This is a genomic window from Blastomonas aquatica (assembly GCF_014639875.1).
GTDB lineage: Bacteria > Pseudomonadota > Alphaproteobacteria > Sphingomonadales > Sphingomonadaceae > Blastomonas > Blastomonas aquatica.
This window is the reverse complement of the sequence record NZ_BMGD01000003.1, coordinates 13,092-32,609: the sequence shown is the minus strand read 5'-3', so window position 1 is coordinate 32,609 and position 19,518 is coordinate 13,092. Positions and strand designations below refer to the sequence as shown.

Sequence of the window (19,518 nt, the reverse complement as noted above, 5' to 3'; positions counted from 1 at the left end):
AAGGAAACGGCATTGCGCGTCTATCTGGGTTTTACTGTTCTGGCCGCGGTTGCGGCTCTTGCTGGCTGTAGCGGAGAAAGCAGCAACGCCGGGGACGGCGAACAGGTCGTCAACCTCTACACTGCCCGCCATTATGACAGTGATCAGGCTTTGTATGACCGCTTTACCCGCGAAACCGGGATCAAGATCAACCTGATGGAGGGCAAGCCGGACGAGCTGGTCGCCCGCATGACCAGCGAAGGTGCCAACAGCCCGGCCGATCTGTTCATCGCTGCCGATGCCGGAGCCCTGTGGCGAGCGCAGCAGGCAGACCTGTTCCAACCGGTCGAATCGGCCACCTTGACCGATCGCATTCCGGCCAATCTTCGTGATCCTGGGGGGCAATGGTACGGTTTCATGCGCCGCGCGCGCGTCGTCGCTTACGACACCGCCAAGGTCAAGCCTGCCGAGATCGACGATTATGCCAAGCTTGCAGGACCTCGCTTCAAGGGCAAAATCTGCGTGCGCTCCTCCGACAGCGTCTACAACCTTTCGCTGGTCGGCGCTCTGGCCGAGGCATGGGGCCCCGAGCGCGCCACCCAATGGGTGCGTGGTATCGTCGCCAACATGGCGCGCCCGCCTGAAGGCGGCGACCGCGATCAGATCCGCGCCGTCGGCGCCGGTGTCTGCGAGGTGGCACTGACCAACAGCTATTACTACATCCGCATGGCCAGCGGTGATGATGCAGATGACAAGGCCGTGACTCAGAAGGTCGCGCTCGGCTTTCCCAGTCTCGATGGTCAGGGTACGCACATCAACATTTCGGGCGGCGGTGTAGCCAGACACGCTCCCAACCGTGCCAACGCGATCAAATTGCTCGAGTTCTTCGCCTCTGCTGATTCGCAAAAGCACATTGCTGCCAACAACAACGAATATCCCGCGTCAAGCGACGTCGAGGCACCGCCTCCGGTCGATGGCTATTCGAACTTCACGCCGCATCCGATGGGTGTGGCAGCGTTCGCCGCGCGGCAACCTGAAGCGCAGTCGATGATGAGCGCAGCGAGCTGGCGCTGAGTACCGCTGGAGTACTGAACCCGACAAAACGGCTGACGCTGTCTCCTCTTTCGGGAATGGCGGCGTTTGCCGGTTTCATCGTGATGCTGCCTTTGGCGGGCGTGGCGATCGCGGCGCTGGGGCAGGATACCGCTGACATCGCCGGGCGCGATATCGCGCGCTATGCCATGACGTCTGCAGGCCTTGCTCTGGTCGTGGGGGTATTGACCGCCATCACCGGAACGATCGCGGCCTGGCTCGTGGCTATGCACCGCTTCCCCGGCCGGCAATTCTTTGCCTGGTCGCTGGCACTGCCGCTGGCCGTCCCGGCTTTTGCGCTTGCATACAGCTATGCCGATCTGTTCGATGTGGCCGGGCCATTGCGCACCTACTTTCGTGATGCTTTGGGCTTCGACCCCGGATTTTCGATGCGCAGCACAGGCGGAGCAGCGTTTGTGCTTTCGGCAGCGTTCTATCCCTATGTGTACCTTGCGATGCGCAGCGCCTTTATCAACCAGTCGGTCAATGTGCTCGAAGCTGCCGCAATGCTGGGCTGCAGGGGGCGTCAGACGCTGTGGCGGGTGGCGTTGCCCATGGCGAGGCCGGCTTTGGTCGCCGGTGTGGCACTGGCAGTGATGGAAGTGCTTGCCGACTATGGCGCAGTCCAGTTCCTGAGCGTGCAGACGCTGACCACAGGCATCGTGCGCGCATGGTCAGTCTATGGATCGACGGTAAGTGCGGCGCGTTTTGCGCTGCCGCTGCTTGCCACCGCGGCTGTTCTGATGTGGCTCGAACGCGCCTCCCGCAAAGGCCGGTCGCATGAAACCGGGCGCAGCCGCTGGCGCGAAATCGAGATACAACCGCTTGGCCATGCTGCCGGCTGGCTGGCGACTTTCTATTGCAGCTGTCTGCTGACGGCCGGGCTGCTGCTGCCGATTGGATGGCTGATCTGGAACCTGGGCGCCAGCTCGCCCGACTGGGGCCGGTTGGCGCACGCGATGCAGAACAGCGCGTTGCTTGGCGCAGCCGGTGCTGCATTGACGGTATTGCTGGCGACGATGCTGGCGCTGGGTACCCGGCGGCTGCCCTTCGTCGCAAGGCTTGCCAGCCTTGGCTATGCAACCCCGGGTGCCGTGATGGCCATCGGTCTGCTTGCGCCCGCCGGTGTGATCTGGACGATTACCCCCGGCTCGGGGGCAGCGGTTGCGATCGTCCTGCTGTTGCTGGCCTATTCCGCGCGGTTGATGGCGGCTGCGCTCGAACCTATCGACGCCGGGCTTGCCAGGGTTACTCCCTCGATGATCTTTGCAGCGCGCACGCTTGGACGGACTGAAACCGCAGCGTCAATCGCGGTCGATCTGCCGGTTGCGCGCGGCGCTATGCTCACTGCAGGCCTGATCGTGTTTGTGGACATCCTCAAGGAGCTACCGGCGACATTGATCCTGCGCCCGTTCAATTTCGATACACTGGCCGTGCTCGCCAACAATTTCGCGATCGATGAGCGCTTGAGCCAGGCTGGACCGCCCTCCTTGCTCATCCTGGCATTGTCGCTGCCAACCGTGATCTGGCTGACACGACGAATTGCGCTGGCACGACCCGGCACCTAAGAACGGCCTGTGAATATTGAACCGATTCTGATGTTGCGAGATGTCTCGCGCCGTTACGCTGCGCGCGAGGTGGTCAAAAAGGCCGGCTTTGCCTTGCATCCCGGGCGGATCACCTGCCTGCTGGGTCCATCGGGTTGCGGCAAAAGCACGATCCTGCGGATGATTGCCGGGCTCGAACCGGTTGATGGCGGCAGTATCACCATCCATCACGATGTCGTCTCGGCTCCCGGCGTGCTGGTCGCGCCGGAGCAGCGCGGCATCGGGCTGGTGTTTCAGGACAATGCATTGTTTCCGCACCTGAATGTGCGCGATAACGTGGGGTTTGGCATTCAGTCGCTCAAACCTGACGCGCGCAATGCGTTGGTGCAGGAATTGCTCGCGCGGTTTCATATCGGGCATCTGGCAGCCGAATGGCCGCACACCTTGTCGGGCGGTGAGCAGCAGAGGGTTGCCATCGCACGGGCGCTGGCGCGTAAACCCGTTCTGCTGCTGCTGGACGAACCGTTCTCCAATCTGGATGGCCATTTGCGGGCCACGATCCGGCAGGCGCTCATGGCCGACCTGCGCGATGTCGGCACTACGGTGCTGGTGGTTACGCACGATCCGGAAGAGGCCATGACGATTGCCGATGACCTGATCTTGATGGCGGACGGCCGGGTCCTGCAAACCGGCGCCCCTTCCGAGTGCTACGACAATCCGGTATCGCTGACCGCCGCGCAACTGCTTGGCGAGGCAATCTGTCTTCCGGCGCACATCAAGGATCAGTTCGCAGACACGCCTTTCGGCGTCCTGCCCGCGCCCGGACAGACCGATGGCAATGCCTTGCTGATCGTCCGCCCGAAAGATGTCATCCTGGCAGATGAGGGGATGCCGGTCACGGTCCTTTCAGCGCGCAGGTTCGGGCGCGAGACAGTCGTCGCGGTTGCGCGCGATGCAGAAGAATTCGCAATTCAAACCCGCCCGGCAGAGCTGGCCGCGGGGCAGGTAATCCATCTCCAGCTTCACCCGGACATAGCGCTCCCCCGTTTTCTCCCCTGCCCGCCAGACTAGAGTATTCCGCGTGAAACTCGGTCCTTCGGGCCCGTCGCGATGCGATGCGGTTTTACACGCTAGAAATCGACGGTGAGAAACATCGTCAGCTGGCGCGGGGCATTGACCTGATAGCTGCCGCTTCCCACCAGTGCCAGATCATAGGCGTTGGTCAGGTTCTGCAACTGGACGCGCAGCAGCGCGGGATTGTCGCCAAGGTCGAGCCGCCAGCGCACGCCTGCATCGACAATCGTGCGCGCAGGCAGCGTCACCAGATTGCGTGTGTCTGCGGCGCGGGTCCCGCGATGGGTGACATTGAGTGTGAGCTGAACCCCCTCGACACCGGGCAGCGCGTATTGCGTCGCCAGCGTCAGCAGCTGCGAGGGCTGACCCAGCGGACGCCGCCCGACCCGGCCCAGGGTTACCCCCTCGCCGGTTACGCGCGGCTGCATCAGGACTGCTCCGGCCACCACGGTCAGCCGTGGCAACAGCGGACCAGCCGCCGATAGCTCGACGCCCCGATGCCGCACATCGCCGAGTTCGCGAAAGACATTAGCTTCGTCCGCCGCAAAATAGGGTTTGCGCACATCGAACAGTCCGGCGACGACGCTGATCCCGCCCGGTGCCTTCCACCGCAGCCCGCCATCGATTTGCGACGTCAGGATTGCAGGCAGAGCCTCGGTCCGGTTGGCTGCGCTATCGGGCGCAATACCACTTTCCTCGAGCCCACGGGTATAGCCGCCATACAGGGCCAGTCGCGGCGTCACATCGAAAGAGGCAGTGACATTGGGGAGCCATGCCTCATCGTCGGTCCGGGCGAGCGCGGTGGCGGGGCGGTCGACGCGCTTGCGGTACCAGGTGTGTTGCAGGCCGACGCTTAAGCCCCCGACACCCAGCCAGCGCCCGTCATAGGCGATACCAGCGATCGCCTGTCGCACCTGCTCATCGGTCTGCAGCCCGAAGCTGAAATCCGGCGCAGGGATATCGAGCAGCTGTTCGACCGGCGCACGGTCGAAGGATATCGCCGCACCGCCGCCATAGCGGCTGACCCGCTCGCGACCCCGCACAGCCGCGTGCAGCGTATGGCGGCGCGGACCATCGGCAAAGCTGCGGCTGATCCGCAGCTCACCGCTGGTTCCGGCAAGCGATAGCGGCGGGTCGCTGGTGACGCGGCGGATAGCGGTGCCGTCCTCGCGCATCGCGGTGAAGTTCTGCGCAAAGTTGGTGGCGCTGTCGGATGTCGAGCGGAACAAGCCTGCAGCAATCTGCCATTGCTGGCCGAAGCTGGCCTTGGTCAGGCCGCCATAATGCTGCACCGTGTTGCGCTGGTCGGCCCATTCCGGCCCCGGAAAGCGGCGGCGCTCGACCCTGGGCGGAAGGAACGCGCCCTCGGGGGTGTACAGCGGTGCGGCCTCACGGTTGTACAGGTCGATGCGGCTCCAGAACGGGATGACTTCGACCCCCGCCACCGGCTTCCACCGCGCGGCGAGCGCATAGGAGCCGAAGAACGACTGGTTGCCCGGGGCGAGCTCGTCGACGAAGCCCGCCACTCCCGCCACGAGGCTGAGCTTGTCCCTGATCACCGGGATCTGCGTGTCGATCTCGAGCCGACCGCCGCCCCAGCTGTTCAGCCCCAGCATCGTGCTGACCACGAAATCATTACCAGCCGGACGGATCTTGTAATCAACGATGCCGGTGGGCGCGGGGAACAGATAGTTTTGCGCCGTCAGGCCGACACGCACGGCATTGCTTTGCACAAGCCGGTCGGTGAACGAGGCCGGGCGGTCGAAGTACAAGCCTTCGAGCCGGATGTTGTTGGCCGTGACCGGCGAAAAGCCGCGCACGTCGTTGCCGCTATACAGGCCGACTCGCTCGTTGCCGATGCTGGTGCCGAAAGCATCCTCGGCACCAGCGGCGGCGTTATCCGATACGCGCTGCGCGAGGGCAGTCTCAGTCAGCCCCAGCGTCGCCGTCGTCAGCAGGATCGAAGCGCGGCACGTTTGCCAGAATCGAGACGTCGAAAGGTCGTTCACTGAACAGGTAGTCATAATAATACTCACGCAGTCGCGTATGGTAGGCGCGGATGCGCTGTTGAAATTCAAGCTGGGCGGTGACGTCGGTCCCCGCCAGTGCGGTCATGGCCTGGGCTATGCCCGCTGGTGGAAGCAGCCAGCCCGCCGCGCGGGCATAAGCGGCCCGGCCCGCGATGCCATCACGATAGGCTTGCGACTGTTCGGCAACATGCAGATCGCCCAGGTGCTGGAAGGCGAAATACCATTTGTAATGGAAGGTCGGCGGCAGCGCGCTTCCCGCAGCATGTTGGGGATAGAGCGCCAGGAACGCGTCCATCGTCTGCTCGCGCGGACGATCCCAAGCACCATGGACGAACTCGCGGTTCTCGCGCGCCAGTTCCGCGCCATCGGGCACCGGCACCGACGCGTTGATCGCCAGATTGGCTGCGGCAGGAACGACGAGCGTCAGCGCAAACCAGATCGAGGCCAAAGTCGCGGCATTGACCACCGAGCTTGCTCCGCGCCGCGCCACCAGAAGGATGACCACCGACCAGAACAGGCAGGCGAGCATGATCAGCCCGCCGAACGCAAGCATGCGGGGCAACGCGGTTCCTGCCAGAATGGCCCCCACCGCAAACGGGATCAGCAGCGCGGCAAGCACGCCTGCGATCCGCACCGCGATCCGCACCGCCCACAATCGCCGTCGGGCTCCGGGCAAGGAAGACAGCATGAACAGTCGCCCCGCCTCACGCTCGCCAGACCACACATCGTGCAGCAGCGCGATCAGCACCAACGGCGCGATATAGATGGTGATGAACACCAGATCGAACCGTCCGGCCAGCGACAATTCAGGGTTGGCGCTCTCGTTTTCATAGAGCTGCGCTTCGAGCGAGAGCGAGCGCACCCGTAGGATCGCAGGCGCGATATCGCGGTTGCCCAGCGCCGCAAAGGCAAGGTCCGAGGGCGGGTCCCAGACCGGCTGGAAGCCGTAATAGGCGCCATAGCCCGCGTCCTCGACAAAGCCTGCCACGGCTTGCTCTTCGGCGGGTTGCCCTGCGAGCATCCGCTCGATCATCGCAGAATCGCGCGCGACATTGGCCAGGCCGATCGCCACACCCGCTGCGGCGAACACGGCCAGCAGGACCAGCGCCGCGAGCGAGGCGCGGTTGCGGCCGAGCATCCACATTTCGCGTATGACGTTATTCATGCGCCGTGCCTTTCCAAACGTCGCGCGGCCCAACCCAGCACGCCAAAGGCCAATGCGATCCACAGCCCGAGCAGCAGCAGCGATGGAACCATTGCTGTCATGCGGGCCGAAGCAGAGGGTGCGTTGAATTCAAACTCAGGCATCGTCTTCCAGAAATCGGCGGAGATGCGCGTTCGCTGGTCGGCGAGCGGATCCTTGCTGCGCGCGGCGTCGTCGGTGCCGGAAACCGCGGTGGCCTGCAGCCCGTTGAGCCTCTGCACCAGATCGAAGCGATAGGCTTCGGCAGCGTTCATGAAGGCGGTGTGAGTCGTCAGGTCAGTGGCCGCGCCGACCATCGATGCATCGCGCACCGAAAGCGCGGGGCTGAGCACGCCTGCCCAGCCCAGCCAGCCCGACTGGCGCTGGCGGATGACATCGGCACGCGCGGCATAGTCCTTGAACAGCTGCGAGGTGATCCGCTCTCCCTCTTGCGCCAGAGCCCCACGATAATTGAACGGCAGGTCCTCGGTGCGGGTGACGCCGTACTGCTTGAGCAGCTTCGTCTTGAACGCGGCGAAATGCGGATCGTTGGCGTTGTGGCTGTCGCCGATGCGCCGCAGATCGGCTGCGATCGCAAGCTCGGTATCGACCCGGCTGGGCAGCGGATCGGCAACTCCGGCGATGCCGGCGGCGGCGCGCGGAACCAGCACGACGATCAGCGCCCAAGCAGCAATCAGCGCAATCAGCGCGCCTTGCGATGTCCGCGCGATGCCTGACACCGCAACGATCCCCAGTACCCATGCGGCGAGATACCCGGCATAGGCCAGCGCAATGACCAACGCGATGCCGCCTTCGTGTGGCTGGCGCACTGCGGCCCAGCCCAGCGCGACCAGCGCAGGTGCCAGTGCCAGCAGCGCGACAACGCCCAGCGCCATCGCCTTGCCGCCCAGAATGCTGCGCGCGCTCGCGCCGTGCGCCGCCAGAGCGCGCAGGCTGCCGCGCTCGCGCTCGCGCGCAACGCCCGCAAAGCCCAGAAAGATCAGCAGCAACGGCGCCAGCGTCTGCAACACGAACGCCGGGGTAAGCTGCCCGAAGCGCAGCAGATCAGACGATTCACGCGCCGCACCGAAGGTCGCGCTGTTCTGCCGGTGCCCTTCAAGAAACACGACGGTACCGGTAAAGGAATCAACGCCCGGATCGAACGCGGCCAGCGGCCCCACCGGGCGCAGCGCATAAGTTCCGTAATGCACCATGCGGTGCGGGTGGCGGTTCGGCTGCGCCTTGAACTGTTCGTCGGTTTCGATCTGCGCTTGTGCGCGCGCCTGTGCGGTCTCGGCCATCTGGACCGCAGACGTCACCGCTGCGATGGCGGACAGCAACAGCAGGGTAACAACGCCGACCAGCGCCAGCCGCGAACGCAGCATCAGCCGCAGTTCAGCCCCGGCAATTGTCCAGACCAGCCTCATTTGACGCCTGCAAAGCCGTCGTGCAGGATGTTGAGGTCGAACCTCGGACCGCTCTCCTGCGCGCGCCATTCATCGGCGATTCGCCCGCCCGCGATCAGCCCGATACGGTCGGCGGTATCGGCCGCGCCGAGCAGGTCGTGCGTCACCATCAGGATCGAAACGCCGCGCGCCGACAGTGCTTCGAGCAAGCCATGAAAATCGGCAGAAGCGGCCGGGTCGAGTCCCGAGGTCGGCTCATCGAGCAGCAGCAGCGGCGTCTGGCGCAGCAGCGCCAGCGCAATCGCGGTCTTCTGCCGCATCCCCTTGGAAAAGCGCCCGGCGCGCTGGTCCCAGGCGGTCGCGGCCAGGCTCACGCTCTCGAATGCCTGCTCGATGTCCGCGCGCGACCGGGGGCAGTCTGCTACCTTTAGAAAATACTCGACGTTCTCGCGCGCGGTCAGGTGATCGTAAAGCGCGACGTTTTCCGGAAGATAGGCAACCGATGCTCGCACCGCATCCGGTTTGGTGCGCGGATCGTGCCCACACACCGTCAGCGTGCCCGACGAGAAGGGCAGAAAGCCCAAAATTGCAAACAGCGTGGTCGATTTGCCTGCGCCATTGCCGCCCAGCAGCGCATAGATTTCACCCGGCGCGAGTGACAATGACAGCCCATCGACAATTCGACGGTTTCCGCGATCGACGACCAAATTCTCAACCGCCAGAGTAAAATCGGTCACCTGCATCCTTTCCAAAACTCAAGCTCCATCGCTTCGATGGAGTGACCCATACCCCGCGCAAAGGCCGCTGCGAGTTGCGGCCGCATCAGGGACCAACGACAGCGCTGTTCCCAGGGTTTCGAACGCCACCATCCTATCAGAAACTCGCCCGCAAGCCGACTGACGCAGTGCGTGGCGTGCCCGGCTGCACCCACAGCGGCGAATAGCTGTTGGCGTACCAGCGTGCATCGAACAGATTCTGGACCGCTGCAAAAACCGTTACGCCCTCTATCGGCTCGAATTCGCCGAACAGCCGTGCCAGCGTGTGTGAAGGCAGGGTGAAAGCGGTGCCGGTCTCGCCCGAGCGGCTGCCGACATATTGTACCCCCGCGCCCAGCTGCGCCTCTCGACCTGCGACCGCAAACCGCTTGCTCGCCTGGATGTTCAGATTGTGGTCGGGAATGTTGATCAATGGATCACCGGGGCGGATCTGGAAATTGAAATTGGGTTCAAGCAGCGTCGAGCGCGCCTCCGCGTCGATATAGGCATAGCTCAGGATCACGTCGATCTCGCCCGGCAGCTGGCCGGCCAGATCGAATTCGATACCTCGGCTCCGCGCCTTGCCGATTGCCACGGAAAACCCCGGATTACCCGTATCGCTGGCAAGGACGTTGTTCTTGTCCAGCTGGAACACCGCGAGCGTTCCGTTGAGACTACCATCAAGCATCGTGAACTTGACGCCGATTTCCTTCGAACGACTCGTTTCGGGATCGAAGATCGAGCCCGTGACATCGGTGCCGATGTTTGCGCGAAAGCCCTCGCCATAGGCAGCATAGAGCGTGATTGGTTCGCTGAGACGATAGACGATGCCCGCTTGCGGACTGAACCGCCCCTTGCTGAGTCGGCTGTCGATGCTGGTAAGACGGTTGAGTGTGCGGAGGCTGACATCATCGTAGCGACCGCCGATCCGCACCTGCAACCGGTCGGTCAGTTCGATCTGATCCTGAATGAATGCGCCTGTCGAACGCTGCACGTCCAGCCGGTCGTTCTGCGGAGCCGGGGTCGGCAGCGGGAAACGGCCATAGACAGGCGCGAGGATGTCGAGGACATAGCCTGCGCGATCGGTGGTGCCTGCCGTCAGCACAGGCGGGCGAACACGACCGAATTGCTGGTCGTTGTCGAACTGGTCACGGTCGGCACCGATCAGAACACGATGGCGCAACGATCCGGTTTCGAACTCGCCTGACAGTTCGGCGCGCACGACCCATTGGCGCGAATCGTACCGCCGCGAACGGCGTTGGCGCGACAGCGATCGACCATCGACGAACAGCTTCTGGCGCGAAGGAACAAGCTCTGCGTCCGACGAAAAGCCCGTCAGCAGGGTGTCGCGCAGGCTGGCGCCGACTTGCAGGCTCCAGCGTTCGCTGAAGTCGTGCTGTACGCGAAGCTGATGGCCGGTGGCGCGGGCGACATGGTCACCATCTCCCGGCTCCCCCAGATAGCGGTTGCGCGGCACGGTCCTGAAATTGCCATCGAGCACGACGATGCCCCGGTCAAAAGGTGTCTCGACCCGCGTCCATTCAAAATCATACGTGACGCGGGTATTGGGACCGATAGCCAATCCGATCGATGGCAGGAAGCCCCAACGGCGCTGGTTCACGGTATCACGGAACGTATCGCCGCTTTCGGCATAGCCGATCAGTCGCGCCGTAAGCCCGCCTGAGAGCGCGAGATTGAAATCCGCTTCGGTCCGAACACGATCAAAGCTGCCGTATTGGAGGGATGCGTTGCCGAAGGTGCGCCCGATCTCAGCCTGCTTGGTGACGAGGTTGACGGTTCCGCCAGGTTCTCCTCGACCGAGCACAGCCGCGGCAGGCCCCTTGAGGACTTCTATCCTCTCGAGACCAGCAACGTCGCGCGGACCGCCGAAGCCGCGTCCGCCATTGAAGCCATTGACAAGATACCCCGTGGGAATGTTTTCGTCGCCAGCAAAGCCACGGACAGCAAAGCTGTCAAACAGCCCGCCGAGCGAATTCTGCCGGGAAACCGAAGCATTGAGATCGAGCGCGTCGACAAGGCGCAGAATGTTGTTGGCCTTCAACGCAGCCTCATCGATCTGGGCGATTGCCTGCGGTATTTCTGATAACACAAAGTCACCGCGATAGGCTTGGCGCACACCGGTGACGGTTATCTGCTGATCCAACTCTGCAGCCTCCTCCGCAGATTCCTGCGCCAGAACCGGCGCACTCATCAGCGAAAACACAGTAAGGCTTGTGGCTAGTCCGGCGCAAGGTGCGTACCGCAGCATTATCATAACTCCAGATCGATGGCAGCCAATGCAACGCTGCGGTCTATGAGCTCGGCGCCCCTTCGCAGGTCACCTGTGCGGGTGTGAATGTGATTTAATATCACTGCTGGCACTGACCTATTGGGGTCAATCCGTAGGTGATATTCATGGTTTTCCGCGCAACCGGTGCCGACGGGTCAAGCGCATCGACGAGCGGGGTCAACCCGTTGTTGTCGGTCTGCTCCTGTCCTGTCTCGGTGAAGGCCTGCGCAGTCTTGGGCGAGGTAAAGTCGCCGCGACAGGCCTGACGCTGGCTGCTCACGATCATCGTCGCGGCGTCGTCCACAGCTAGGCCAGGTGCTGGCACGAATGCCGTTACAGCCAGCAAGGTTCGCAAAAACACTTCAGCGTATCGAGTCATGGTGACAGCGTCGCTCCCCAAAAGCAGCGCCGCCCCCCACGGCCAACGCCAACTGCGTGATACATTATATCATTTTGTTATCAAGAAGTTTTTTGCGTTGTGCGACTGATGATTCCGGGCGGCGGCCTCGCTGGGGTGCGTACCAAAGCCTGCCATCCAGGAGCTGACGCCATTGTCGTGTTGCTGAGCGACAACTTTCTGCCGAGCGCTTGGAACCTTCAGTTGGCTACAATCGTCGTATTCAGCGTCCCGCTATGTTCGATGAAGTGAGCAGCGAGCCCGCTGTTTGAGCAGATGGGCAGGCACCGCCGACTGACGTCGCCTATTTTGGCTCACGCCAAAACCGCGATTTTCTGGATGGTCCGACAGCACAAGCCCCTTGGGGCACGGCATTAGATATCAATGCAAGCGCCCGTTGCGGAAATGTTGGCCGAAAATAACCCAGCCTTCTCCACGTCCTAGACGAAGGCTTATCGATGCAACTGAAATTGTGGGAAAGATGGCGGCGATGACGGAGAATCTCTTGGCAAATGACGCGCTCGATCGCCGCGGTTTCATGGGATCGGTCGGTGCCGCCGTGCTTGCGGCCGGCGTGGTCTCGGCGTGCGATCGCGGTGACGGTGAAAGCGGCACGGCCGACGCCCCCACCTCGAACCGGCGCAATGGTCCCCACCCGCCAAAGCTGACAGGTTCGGCTGATTGGGAAGACGTCCGCGCGCAATTCGATCTGTCCGAAGATACGATCCATATGAGCGCGATGCTGATCTCATCGCACCCCAAGCCGGTGCGTGAAGCTATCGAGCGCCACCGAAAGGGCCTCGACCGCGACCCAGTGACGTATCTGGAAGCCAACAACTCATCCGGCCTCAACGCCGCGCGGTCCGCTGCGGGGAATTTTCTGGGCGTGGGGTCTGGCAGGATTGCGTTGACCGACAGTACGACGATGGGCGTGGGCATGGTCTATAACGGCATGCAACTGGCACCAGAAGACGAGATCCTTTCGACCGAGCAGGACTATTACGTCACAATCGAAGCGATCAGGCAGCTCTCCAAGCGGACAGGCGCGCGGGTGCGGCGGATCGTCTTATACGAACGTACCGAAACGCTGAGCCCGGACGAAGCCGTCGCGCGGATATTGGCCGGCATCAATCCACGCACCCGCGTGGTCGCGCTGACCTGGGTGCATTCAAGCACGGGCTACAAGCTGCCTGCAGGCGCCATCGGGGACGCCATTGAAAAGATCAATTCGTCGCGCCCGCAGGAGCGGCGCATCGTGTTCGCCCTGGATGGCGTCCACGGGTTTGGCGTTGAGGATGTCGAACTGTCCGACCTTCGATGTGACTATTTAATGGCCGGGTGCCACAAATGGCTGTTCGGCCCACGCGGCACGGGGATCATCGTCGCCGGGGAGCAGGGATATGCGCCGCTGATCCCATCGATACCGAGCTTTCTGGAAAGCGGGGCCTTCACCAGCTGGGTGACCGACAATGGCGATGCGGGGCCCAACAATGCCCAGCGGATGACCCCCGGCGGCTTCCAGGCATTCGAGCACAAATGGGCGTTGCTGGATGCTTTTGAGTGGATACAGTCAATTGGCAAGTCCAGGGTCGCGGCACGCACCTACGAGCTTGCTGGCCAGCTTAAGGAAGGGCTCCGGTCCATCGACGCCGTGACGGTGCAGACCCCGGCGAGCAGCCGGGAGTCTGCCGGGATCGTCGCTTTCGATATTGAAGGCTTGTCGCCAAACGCCGCTGTTGCGCGGTTGCGCGAGCGCAAGATCATTGCATCGGTCGCTCCTTATGCCATCCCCCATGTCCGCCTCACGCCAAGCATCCGCAACACGCCCGCTGAGATCGACGAGGTTCTCAGGGTGATCCGGCAGATGGCTTGAGGGTTCGAGGGATTATCGGACAGTTCGAAGATCGCTCGATCCAACAGCGTCCTCTCAAAAAAACTCCTGCCGACACCGCCGCGTCCGGGGCTATCAGCATCGCCCCGATACCGCCTTCGGTACGCTTACGGCCGACGCGTCGCGCGTGCTCGCCGAGGGCCATGCCCATTTACGCAAAAACCCCATCCAGGCAAAAATCTCTATCCAGGCAAGAACACCGTGCGCGAGCCGGCCAGCTCCAGGCTCACGGCTTTGCGGGAGGGCGCGGGGTTGCTGGCGGCCATCGTCCCCCGATGCAATTCCACTGCCAACGAGCATCCTGTCATCGGGACACCGCCCCTCACCAGCCAGACAGCTGGAAACGCACACCAATAACGCGGACCAAGAGCGTTCTGCGTGGCCGATGTCAGGAGCCCGCGCCCGTCGCTGCGATCCGTTGAAGCGCCGCTTTACAAGCCAAGCAGAGGGTTAGGCTCCACGCTGCGACACCGCCCGCCTCGGCAAGTAGATCCTGCCGGATTTCTATTTCGGCATAAGGCATGCCGGCCGCATAGGCGTGTCGCGGGACGCTATAGTCGGTCGCATCCATCTGATAGGGCTCGTTGTCGCCTACAGTGATGTCCGGGCGCGCGATAAGCTCTGCGAGCAGTGCCTCGGCGAAACGCGTGTCGCCCCCATCGTGGAGGATCCCGATTTCCCAAGGGCGCGATGTGCCGTCCAGCGTGGGTGTGAAGCTGTGCAGGGCGAGGAATATCGTCGGCTGCGCCGCAGCTGCGCGGCGAGCCAGCTCTGCTGCGATGCGCGAATGATAAGGCGCATGGATCGCCGCGACCCGGGCGGCAATCCGATCTGGTGTGAGCTCGGCATTGCCTGGAATCACTATGCCGTCCGAGACGGCGGGCGAGGCATCAGGATGATAAGGGTCGCGGTTGCAGTCGATGACAAGCCGCGAATAGTGCTGAAAAAGGAAAGGCGCATCGAGGGCTTGGGCGAGCGCCTTCCCGAGGTCGTACACGCCGATGTCCCACGCGATGTGGCGCATGCGGTCGGCCTCCAGCAGGCCCAATGTCCCCAATTGCTGCGGGATGGCGTTTCCGGCGTGATCGCCGACGATAAGGAACGGAGACTGCCCACCCGCGTTGAAGAGCCTAGCTGGCGCAGGATCGGGTGCCCCAAGGAGGGGGTTTTCAAGAAGCGTCACCACGAAAGCCTTTCATGCCCTTGCTCACGATCCGCCATACGACCGAATACAGGTATCGCCAACCGGTGGCCTTCGGCGAGCACAGGATCATGATGAGGCCGCGCGAGAGTTTCGACCAGCGCCTTGTGAAGGCCGACCTCGATATTTCTCCCCGACCGTGCGAGCTGCGATGGCTGCACGATGTGCTCGGCAATTCGGTCGCCATCGCGCTGTTCGACACCCGCGCGAAGATCCTGAAGGTGGTGAGCGAGATGACCCTCGATCATGCGCCGCTCGAACGCGAGCAAATCGACATCCAGGATTATGCCCGCCTTTTCCCTTTTACCTATGCCTCTGAGGACATGCCTGATCTCCTCCGCTCGATTGAACGCCAATATCTCGATGTCGGACGGGTGATCGACAAATGGGCGTATAATTTTCTCCGCAAGGACGGTCCCACCGACACCCTCGAGTTGCTCACTGACATGGCGACGACGATCAAGCAGAGCTTCACTTATGTGCCCCGGCACGAAAAGGGGACGCAGTCGCCAATTGAAACTCTCACCTTGCGTCAGGGGACATGCCGCGACTTCGCTGTCCTGATGATCGAAGCGGTCCGGGCGCTTGGTCTGGCGGCCCGGTTTGTATCGGGATATGTCTACAGCCCCGGCCGCAGCGAAGGACGCGTCGGCGGTGGCAACACCCACGCCTGGGTGCGGGTCTTCCTTCCCGGCTCGGGCTGGATCGAATTCGACCCCACAAACGGCATCGTCGGCAGTCGCGGTCTCGTCCGCGTCGCAGTCGCGCGCGATCCCTATCAGGCAGTGCCTCTGTCGGGGAGTTGGAGCGGGTTTCCTGCGAGCTATCTCGGCATGGATGTGACCGTCGATGTGCTGAAAGCCGAAACCGGCAGCAATCCAGCCAGGGGTTCGGGCGGAGCCACCAATACCCGGAGTGCCGACAACATGAGGAATTCGGAAACGTGCTGATCAGGGCTGGATATGAAATACACTTTGAAACCGCGAGTGCGACGCCGATGATGGCGATGCTGAGCATCCATCCATCGCGACAGAAGGACCTGCAGACACCGCAGCAGATCGAGACCTCTCCGATCATTCCGATCTATAATTACGAGGACAGCTTCGGCAACATCTGCACCCGGCTCACCGTCCCACCGGGCGGCGTCACGCTGTCAGCCGATTTCGTGATCGAAGATAGCGGTCTTGAAGATGCCCGCGCTCCCGATGCGCCATCGACACCGGTCGCGGAGCTGCCCGACGACATCCTGATCTATCTGCTGGGCAGCCGCTATTGCGAGACCGACCGCTTGATGGGGGTGGCCTGGGCCGAATTCGCCCAGTTCGAGTCGGCGCGCGACCGCGTCGATGCGATCGTGGCGTTTGTCCACAATCATATCAAGTTCGGCTATGAACATGCGCGCTCGGACAAAACCGCCTGGAACGCATATCAAGAAAAGCAGGGTGTATGCCGCGACTTCGCCCATCTTGCGATCACACTGTGTCGCTGCATGAACATACCGGCGCGCTATTGCACTGGCTATCTCGGCGATATCGGTATCCCGCCCGTCGATGCGCCGATGGACTTCTCTGCCTGGATCGACGTCTATATCGCAGGTGACTGGTACACCTACGATGCGCGCCACAATCGCCCGCGTATCGGCCGCATCCTGATGGCGCGCGGCCGCGACGCGACCGATACCGCGCTCACCACGGCGTTCGGACCCGCACAGCTTACGTCCTTCCTGGTGCACACAGACGAGGTTGAATCAGTCAAAACCCCGCAATAGCAGCACCGGGACTGAGTCCCGTCACACCAACCGGGCGTGTTGCTTGGTCTATCGCGGCCACCTGCCCACAATTTACAGTTGCTCACCCAGAAGCCGTGGCGGGCGCACTGGTGCCAGCATCAAGCGAGACTGGCCGCCTTCATCCGATAGAACATGCCGCTCTCGTTTTGGCCAGTGAGTTCGAGGACACCGGTAACGACGATTATCTTGGCCTCGTTCGTTGAAAACGGAATGTCGGCATAAATGTCGATGAATTGGTTGGGGATCGCATGGAAATGGAACGGGCAGCCCGGGGCATATCCTCGAACACTTCCATCTGGTCATCAGGTTTACCAGTTTCGGGAGCCATTTCGGCGGCTATTGCGGATAAAAGCACACCGCCTGCGATGCACTTTGCCAGCGCCTTTGTTGATTTCCAGACTATCGGAAATTCCGCAGCGCCTTCCTCGAGAGACTCCCCGACGCCCTCCAGAACGCGCCGTGTTTGCTTGAAGCTTTAGCTGCCATGCTCGACCCCTGCCAGCTCCACGACTACTTTTACACTCGGCGAAATGGCGGCGCACGCTGCTTGGACGGCATCATTCCAAGCCAGCAGCGCGCGGGCGACACTTTCAAGATCGGGGCTCCGACCCTTTTCAATTTCAAACTCTAGAACTAAATCAAGGCCCATGACTTGCTCACCTCCTCCGAGGTGAGCAACGTCAGCCATTTCAGGGCGTTGCATCAATCACGTATCCAAAGGGGATAAACGCCGTAATTTCACAAGGATTCAGGGTCATCGGCTGCGAAACAGCGGCACGGAAGATTGCCTATCAAAGAGTCGGAGATGCGCTGATTTTCAAGGAAGACCTGAACAACACGCTCGGCCTGTATTTCAAGGGCGTGTGATCAGGAACCGATTTGGCAAAAGTCCTGATGTCCCCCTCAGTTTTCTGCCGTTACCTCTATTCTATCACTTGCAGGTAGATTTTGGAATGTGCTGGACCAATTCAAACCAGCCACTGGCGGAGAGGGTGGCTTCACTAAGTTAAGTCTATGTATTTGAAATATTTTTTTAAATAATTCGCCAATGATACCATTCCCACGCACCGTTCCCTAAACTACCCTACGCGGTCTTTAACCTGCTCGATTTTATGCCACAACACTCTATTCATGTCGAATATTTTTTCCGATTTCCTCAGCAAGCGAGGCAAGGAATTCGATAAATTCTCTTGGAGGTTCGGCTGCGAGATGCTGCTCACCGTATGCAAATGCGGGCAGATCAGCCTGCCCGATGGAGCTTGTGCGAGGTGGAATGGCAAATGCCAGTGCTAGACCATCTCAGCGATTAGGCGCTGGCCCGGCGCAGCGTGTTCGTGAACGATCAATTGCAGCAGCCCGGGCGAACCTGCCCGACCTGCACTATCCCATCGTTGGTGCCTTTGACCAAGGCCCTTCGCAGATGGACCTGCCCGATGGGTGCAACACCCCACAGTATCCCAACCCTTCCCCAATGATGCGCCACTTCCCTCGACGCGCGTCCACGCACGTCTGGATCATCGGCGAACTGCCGTCCGCCTTACCGCGTCTCCCCGGCCTGGCTGGCGCGCCGCACAGGTGGCCGCCAGGCATCGCTCGCATCACACCGCCTGCGGCCGCGCGTAATAGCCATAGCCGCCGATCACCGCATAGCACAAAGCCGGGAGCAGCATCGCGAGGCCCAGATTGCCGGTCGCATCGGCCAGCGCGCCAGTGGCGAGCGGGATCACCGCCCCGCCAAAGATCGCAATGTTGATGATGCCCGATCCGTCGGCAGCGCGAGGGCCAAGCTGGTCCGACGCCAGGCTGAAGATGGTCGGGAACATGATGGCGTTCATCAGGCCGATGGCCAGCAGGCTGTATCCCGATACCGCACCGCTGGTGCTGGTGGAAACGATAATCAGCGCGATGGCTCCGATGGCTACAGCAGCGAGCAGCTTGTTGGGGCTGACAAAGCGCATCAGGCCGGATCCGATGAAGCGGCCGACCATCGCGCCGCCCCAGTACAGGCCGATGAGCTTGCCTGCCGCCTGTTCGGGCAAGCCCATGACCTGGGGCTGCATCAGATAGTTGACGATCAGCGAGCCGATCGAGACTTCTGCGCCGACATACAGGAAAATGCACAGGGCGCCGAAGCCGAAGCGACGGCGCTTGAGCAGGTCGAACCCGGCAAGGCCGCTGCTTGCTTCGTGCTTTTCGCCCTTCAACCGGTTGCGGAACAGCCACACCGCGCCGGCCACCACCGCAAGCGCGGCCGCAATTCCGAGATAGCCGTTGACGATCGCCTGGCTTTCCGCGGTGCGATAGGCATCGAGCGCCGGGCCGGAAAACTGGTCCGCACCGACCGAGGCGAGGCTGCCGAGGATGAGCGCCGATCCGACAATGGGGAAGATGGTGGTGCCCAGCGAGTTGAACGCCTGAGCAAATGTCAGGCGGCTCGACGCGGTCTGCGGCCGGCCCAGCATCGAGATGAGCGGATTGGCCACGACCTGGACGATCACCACGCCGCTCGCCAGCACGAACAGCGCGAACAGAAACAGCCCATAGGTCGCATTGCGCGAAGCGGGGATGAACAGCAGACAGCCCAGCATCATCAGCAACAGCCCGCACACCGCGCCGCGCATATAGCCGACCTTCTTGACCAGCTTGGCTCCCGGAATGCCGATCAGCAGATAAGCGGTGAAGAAGCAGAACTGCACCAGCATCGCCTGTGTGTAGTTCAGCGTGAACAGCTCTTTCAGCTTTGGGATGATCACATCATTGAGCGAGGTGATGCCGCCGAAGATAAAGAACAGCCCGAAGACGAACAGGCGCAGTTCAGGCGCATCGACATGCCCTCCTGACTCTGCAGGATTGCCGTTCATGTTCTGCGGTGCGAGCGCCATGC

General features: G+C 62.1%; 15 protein-coding genes. 6 read left to right on the top strand and 9 right to left on the bottom strand.

What is annotated here, in order from left to right; translation table 11 throughout:
- The first annotated feature begins 12 nt into the window (after nt 1-12).
- The 3 genes from IEW00_RS08165 to IEW00_RS08155 are packed head-to-tail and all read left to right on the top strand — an operon-like array spanning nt 13 to nt 3,689.
- On the top strand, nt 13-1,053 hold the full coding sequence (locus IEW00_RS08165; protein WP_229736904.1) for an extracellular solute-binding protein: 1,041 nt from the start codon (nt 13-15) through the stop codon (nt 1,051-1,053).
- Nucleotides 1,054-1,109: 56 nt separating this feature from the next.
- Nucleotides 1,110-2,639: an ABC transporter permease gene (locus IEW00_RS08160; protein ID WP_188513923.1), complete on the top strand. Its 1,530-nt coding sequence runs from the start codon at nt 1,110-1,112 to the stop codon at nt 2,637-2,639.
- A 30-nt stretch (nt 2,640-2,669) separates the two neighbouring features.
- Nucleotides 2,670-3,689, top strand: a complete 1,020-nt coding sequence (locus IEW00_RS08155; protein WP_188513922.1) for an ABC transporter ATP-binding protein — start codon at nt 2,670-2,672, stop codon at nt 3,687-3,689.
- Between the two features lie 59 nt (nt 3,690-3,748).
- On the opposite strand, the gene IEW00_RS08150 is transcribed toward IEW00_RS08155, so the two are convergent.
- From IEW00_RS08150 to IEW00_RS08125, 6 genes are all read right to left on the bottom strand, one after another.
- Nucleotides 3,749-5,716, bottom strand: coding sequence for a TonB-dependent siderophore receptor (locus tag IEW00_RS08150; protein WP_188513921.1), 1,968 nt, complete (start codon nt 5,714-5,716; stop codon nt 3,749-3,751).
- A complete protein-coding gene (locus IEW00_RS08145; protein ID WP_188513920.1) occupies nt 5,619-6,887 on the bottom strand; it encodes a DUF3526 domain-containing protein in 1,269 nt (422 codons plus the stop codon). Before IEW00_RS08145 ends, IEW00_RS08150 begins: the two co-directional genes overlap by 98 nt.
- Entirely contained in the window at nt 6,884-8,332 is a 1,449-nt protein-coding gene (locus tag IEW00_RS08140; RefSeq protein WP_188513919.1) for a DUF3526 domain-containing protein, read from the bottom strand. The genes IEW00_RS08145 and IEW00_RS08140 overlap by 4 nt, the downstream gene beginning before the upstream one ends.
- Nucleotides 8,329-9,054, bottom strand: coding sequence for an ABC transporter ATP-binding protein (locus IEW00_RS08135; RefSeq protein ID WP_188513918.1), 726 nt, complete (start codon nt 9,052-9,054; stop codon nt 8,329-8,331). The genes IEW00_RS08140 and IEW00_RS08135 overlap by 4 nt, the downstream gene beginning before the upstream one ends.
- A 130-nt stretch (nt 9,055-9,184) precedes the next feature.
- Entirely contained in the window at nt 9,185-11,278 is a 2,094-nt protein-coding gene (locus IEW00_RS08130; protein WP_229736903.1) for a TonB-dependent siderophore receptor, read from the bottom strand.
- A gap of 157 nt (nt 11,279-11,435) precedes the next feature.
- On the bottom strand, nt 11,436-11,660 hold the full coding sequence (locus IEW00_RS08125; protein WP_188513916.1) for a hypothetical protein: 225 nt from the start codon (nt 11,658-11,660) through the stop codon (nt 11,436-11,438).
- Between the two features lie 454 nt (nt 11,661-12,114).
- Here IEW00_RS08125 and IEW00_RS08120 point away from each other — a divergent pair, with 454 nt between their 5' ends.
- The gene (locus IEW00_RS08120) at nt 12,115-13,626 is read left to right on the top strand and encodes an aminotransferase class V-fold PLP-dependent enzyme (RefSeq protein ID WP_188513915.1); all 1,512 of its coding nucleotides are present in this window, start codon (nt 12,115-12,117) and stop codon (nt 13,624-13,626) included.
- Nucleotides 13,627-14,032: 406 nt separating this feature from the next.
- Here the strand turns inward: IEW00_RS08120 and IEW00_RS08115 are convergent, their stop codons facing one another.
- Nucleotides 14,033-14,827, bottom strand: coding sequence for an N-formylglutamate amidohydrolase (locus tag IEW00_RS08115; protein ID WP_229736902.1), 795 nt, complete (start codon nt 14,825-14,827; stop codon nt 14,033-14,035).
- 14 nt (nt 14,828-14,841) lie between these two features.
- On the opposite strand from IEW00_RS08115, the gene IEW00_RS08110 reads away from it, so the two are divergent.
- Both IEW00_RS08110 and IEW00_RS08105 read left to right on the top strand, forming a co-directional pair.
- A complete protein-coding gene (locus IEW00_RS08110; protein WP_188513913.1) occupies nt 14,842-15,795 on the top strand; it encodes a transglutaminase family protein in 954 nt (317 codons plus the stop codon).
- On the top strand, nt 15,789-16,613 hold the full coding sequence (locus tag IEW00_RS08105; protein ID WP_188513912.1) for a transglutaminase-like domain-containing protein: 825 nt from the start codon (nt 15,789-15,791) through the stop codon (nt 16,611-16,613). The genes IEW00_RS08110 and IEW00_RS08105 overlap by 7 nt, the downstream gene beginning before the upstream one ends.
- A 496-nt stretch (nt 16,614-17,109) precedes the next feature.
- Here the strand turns inward: IEW00_RS08105 and IEW00_RS08100 are convergent, their stop codons facing one another.
- Nucleotides 17,110-17,322: a hypothetical protein gene (locus tag IEW00_RS08100; protein ID WP_188513911.1), complete on the bottom strand. Its 213-nt coding sequence runs from the start codon at nt 17,320-17,322 to the stop codon at nt 17,110-17,112.
- A gap of 910 nt (nt 17,323-18,232) precedes the next feature.
- Complete coding sequence (locus tag IEW00_RS08095) at nt 18,233-19,516, bottom strand: sugar MFS transporter (protein WP_188513910.1); 1,284 nt, start codon at nt 19,514-19,516, stop codon at nt 18,233-18,235.
- Nucleotides 19,517-19,518 lie beyond the last annotated feature (2 nt).

Coding starts and splice junctions, on each gene's coding strand:
- IEW00_RS08160 (WP_188513923.1), top strand. CDS start 1,110: ATGGCGGCGTTTGCCGGTTTCATCGTGATGCTGCCTTTGGCGGGCGTG.
- IEW00_RS08150 (WP_188513921.1), bottom strand. CDS start 5,716: ATGACTACCTGTTCAGTGAACGACCTTTCGACGTCTCGATTCTGGCAA.
- IEW00_RS08100 (WP_188513911.1), bottom strand. CDS start 17,322: ATGGCTGACGTTGCTCACCTCGGAGGAGGTGAGCAAGTCATGGGCCTT.
- IEW00_RS08135 (WP_188513918.1), bottom strand. CDS start 9,054: ATGCAGGTGACCGATTTTACTCTGGCGGTTGAGAATTTGGTCGTCGAT.
- IEW00_RS08095 (WP_188513910.1), bottom strand. CDS start 19,516: ATGGCGCTCGCACCGCAGAACATGAACGGCAATCCTGCAGAGTCAGGA.
- IEW00_RS08130 (WP_229736903.1), bottom strand. CDS start 11,278: ATGAGTGCGCCGGTTCTGGCGCAGGAATCTGCGGAGGAGGCTGCAGAG.
- IEW00_RS08110 (WP_188513913.1), top strand. CDS start 14,842: ATGCCCTTGCTCACGATCCGCCATACGACCGAATACAGGTATCGCCAA.
- IEW00_RS08140 (WP_188513919.1), bottom strand. CDS start 8,332: ATGAGGCTGGTCTGGACAATTGCCGGGGCTGAACTGCGGCTGATGCTG.
- IEW00_RS08145 (WP_188513920.1), bottom strand. CDS start 6,887: ATGAATAACGTCATACGCGAAATGTGGATGCTCGGCCGCAACCGCGCC.
- IEW00_RS08155 (WP_188513922.1), top strand. CDS start 2,670: ATGTTGCGAGATGTCTCGCGCCGTTACGCTGCGCGCGAGGTGGTCAAA.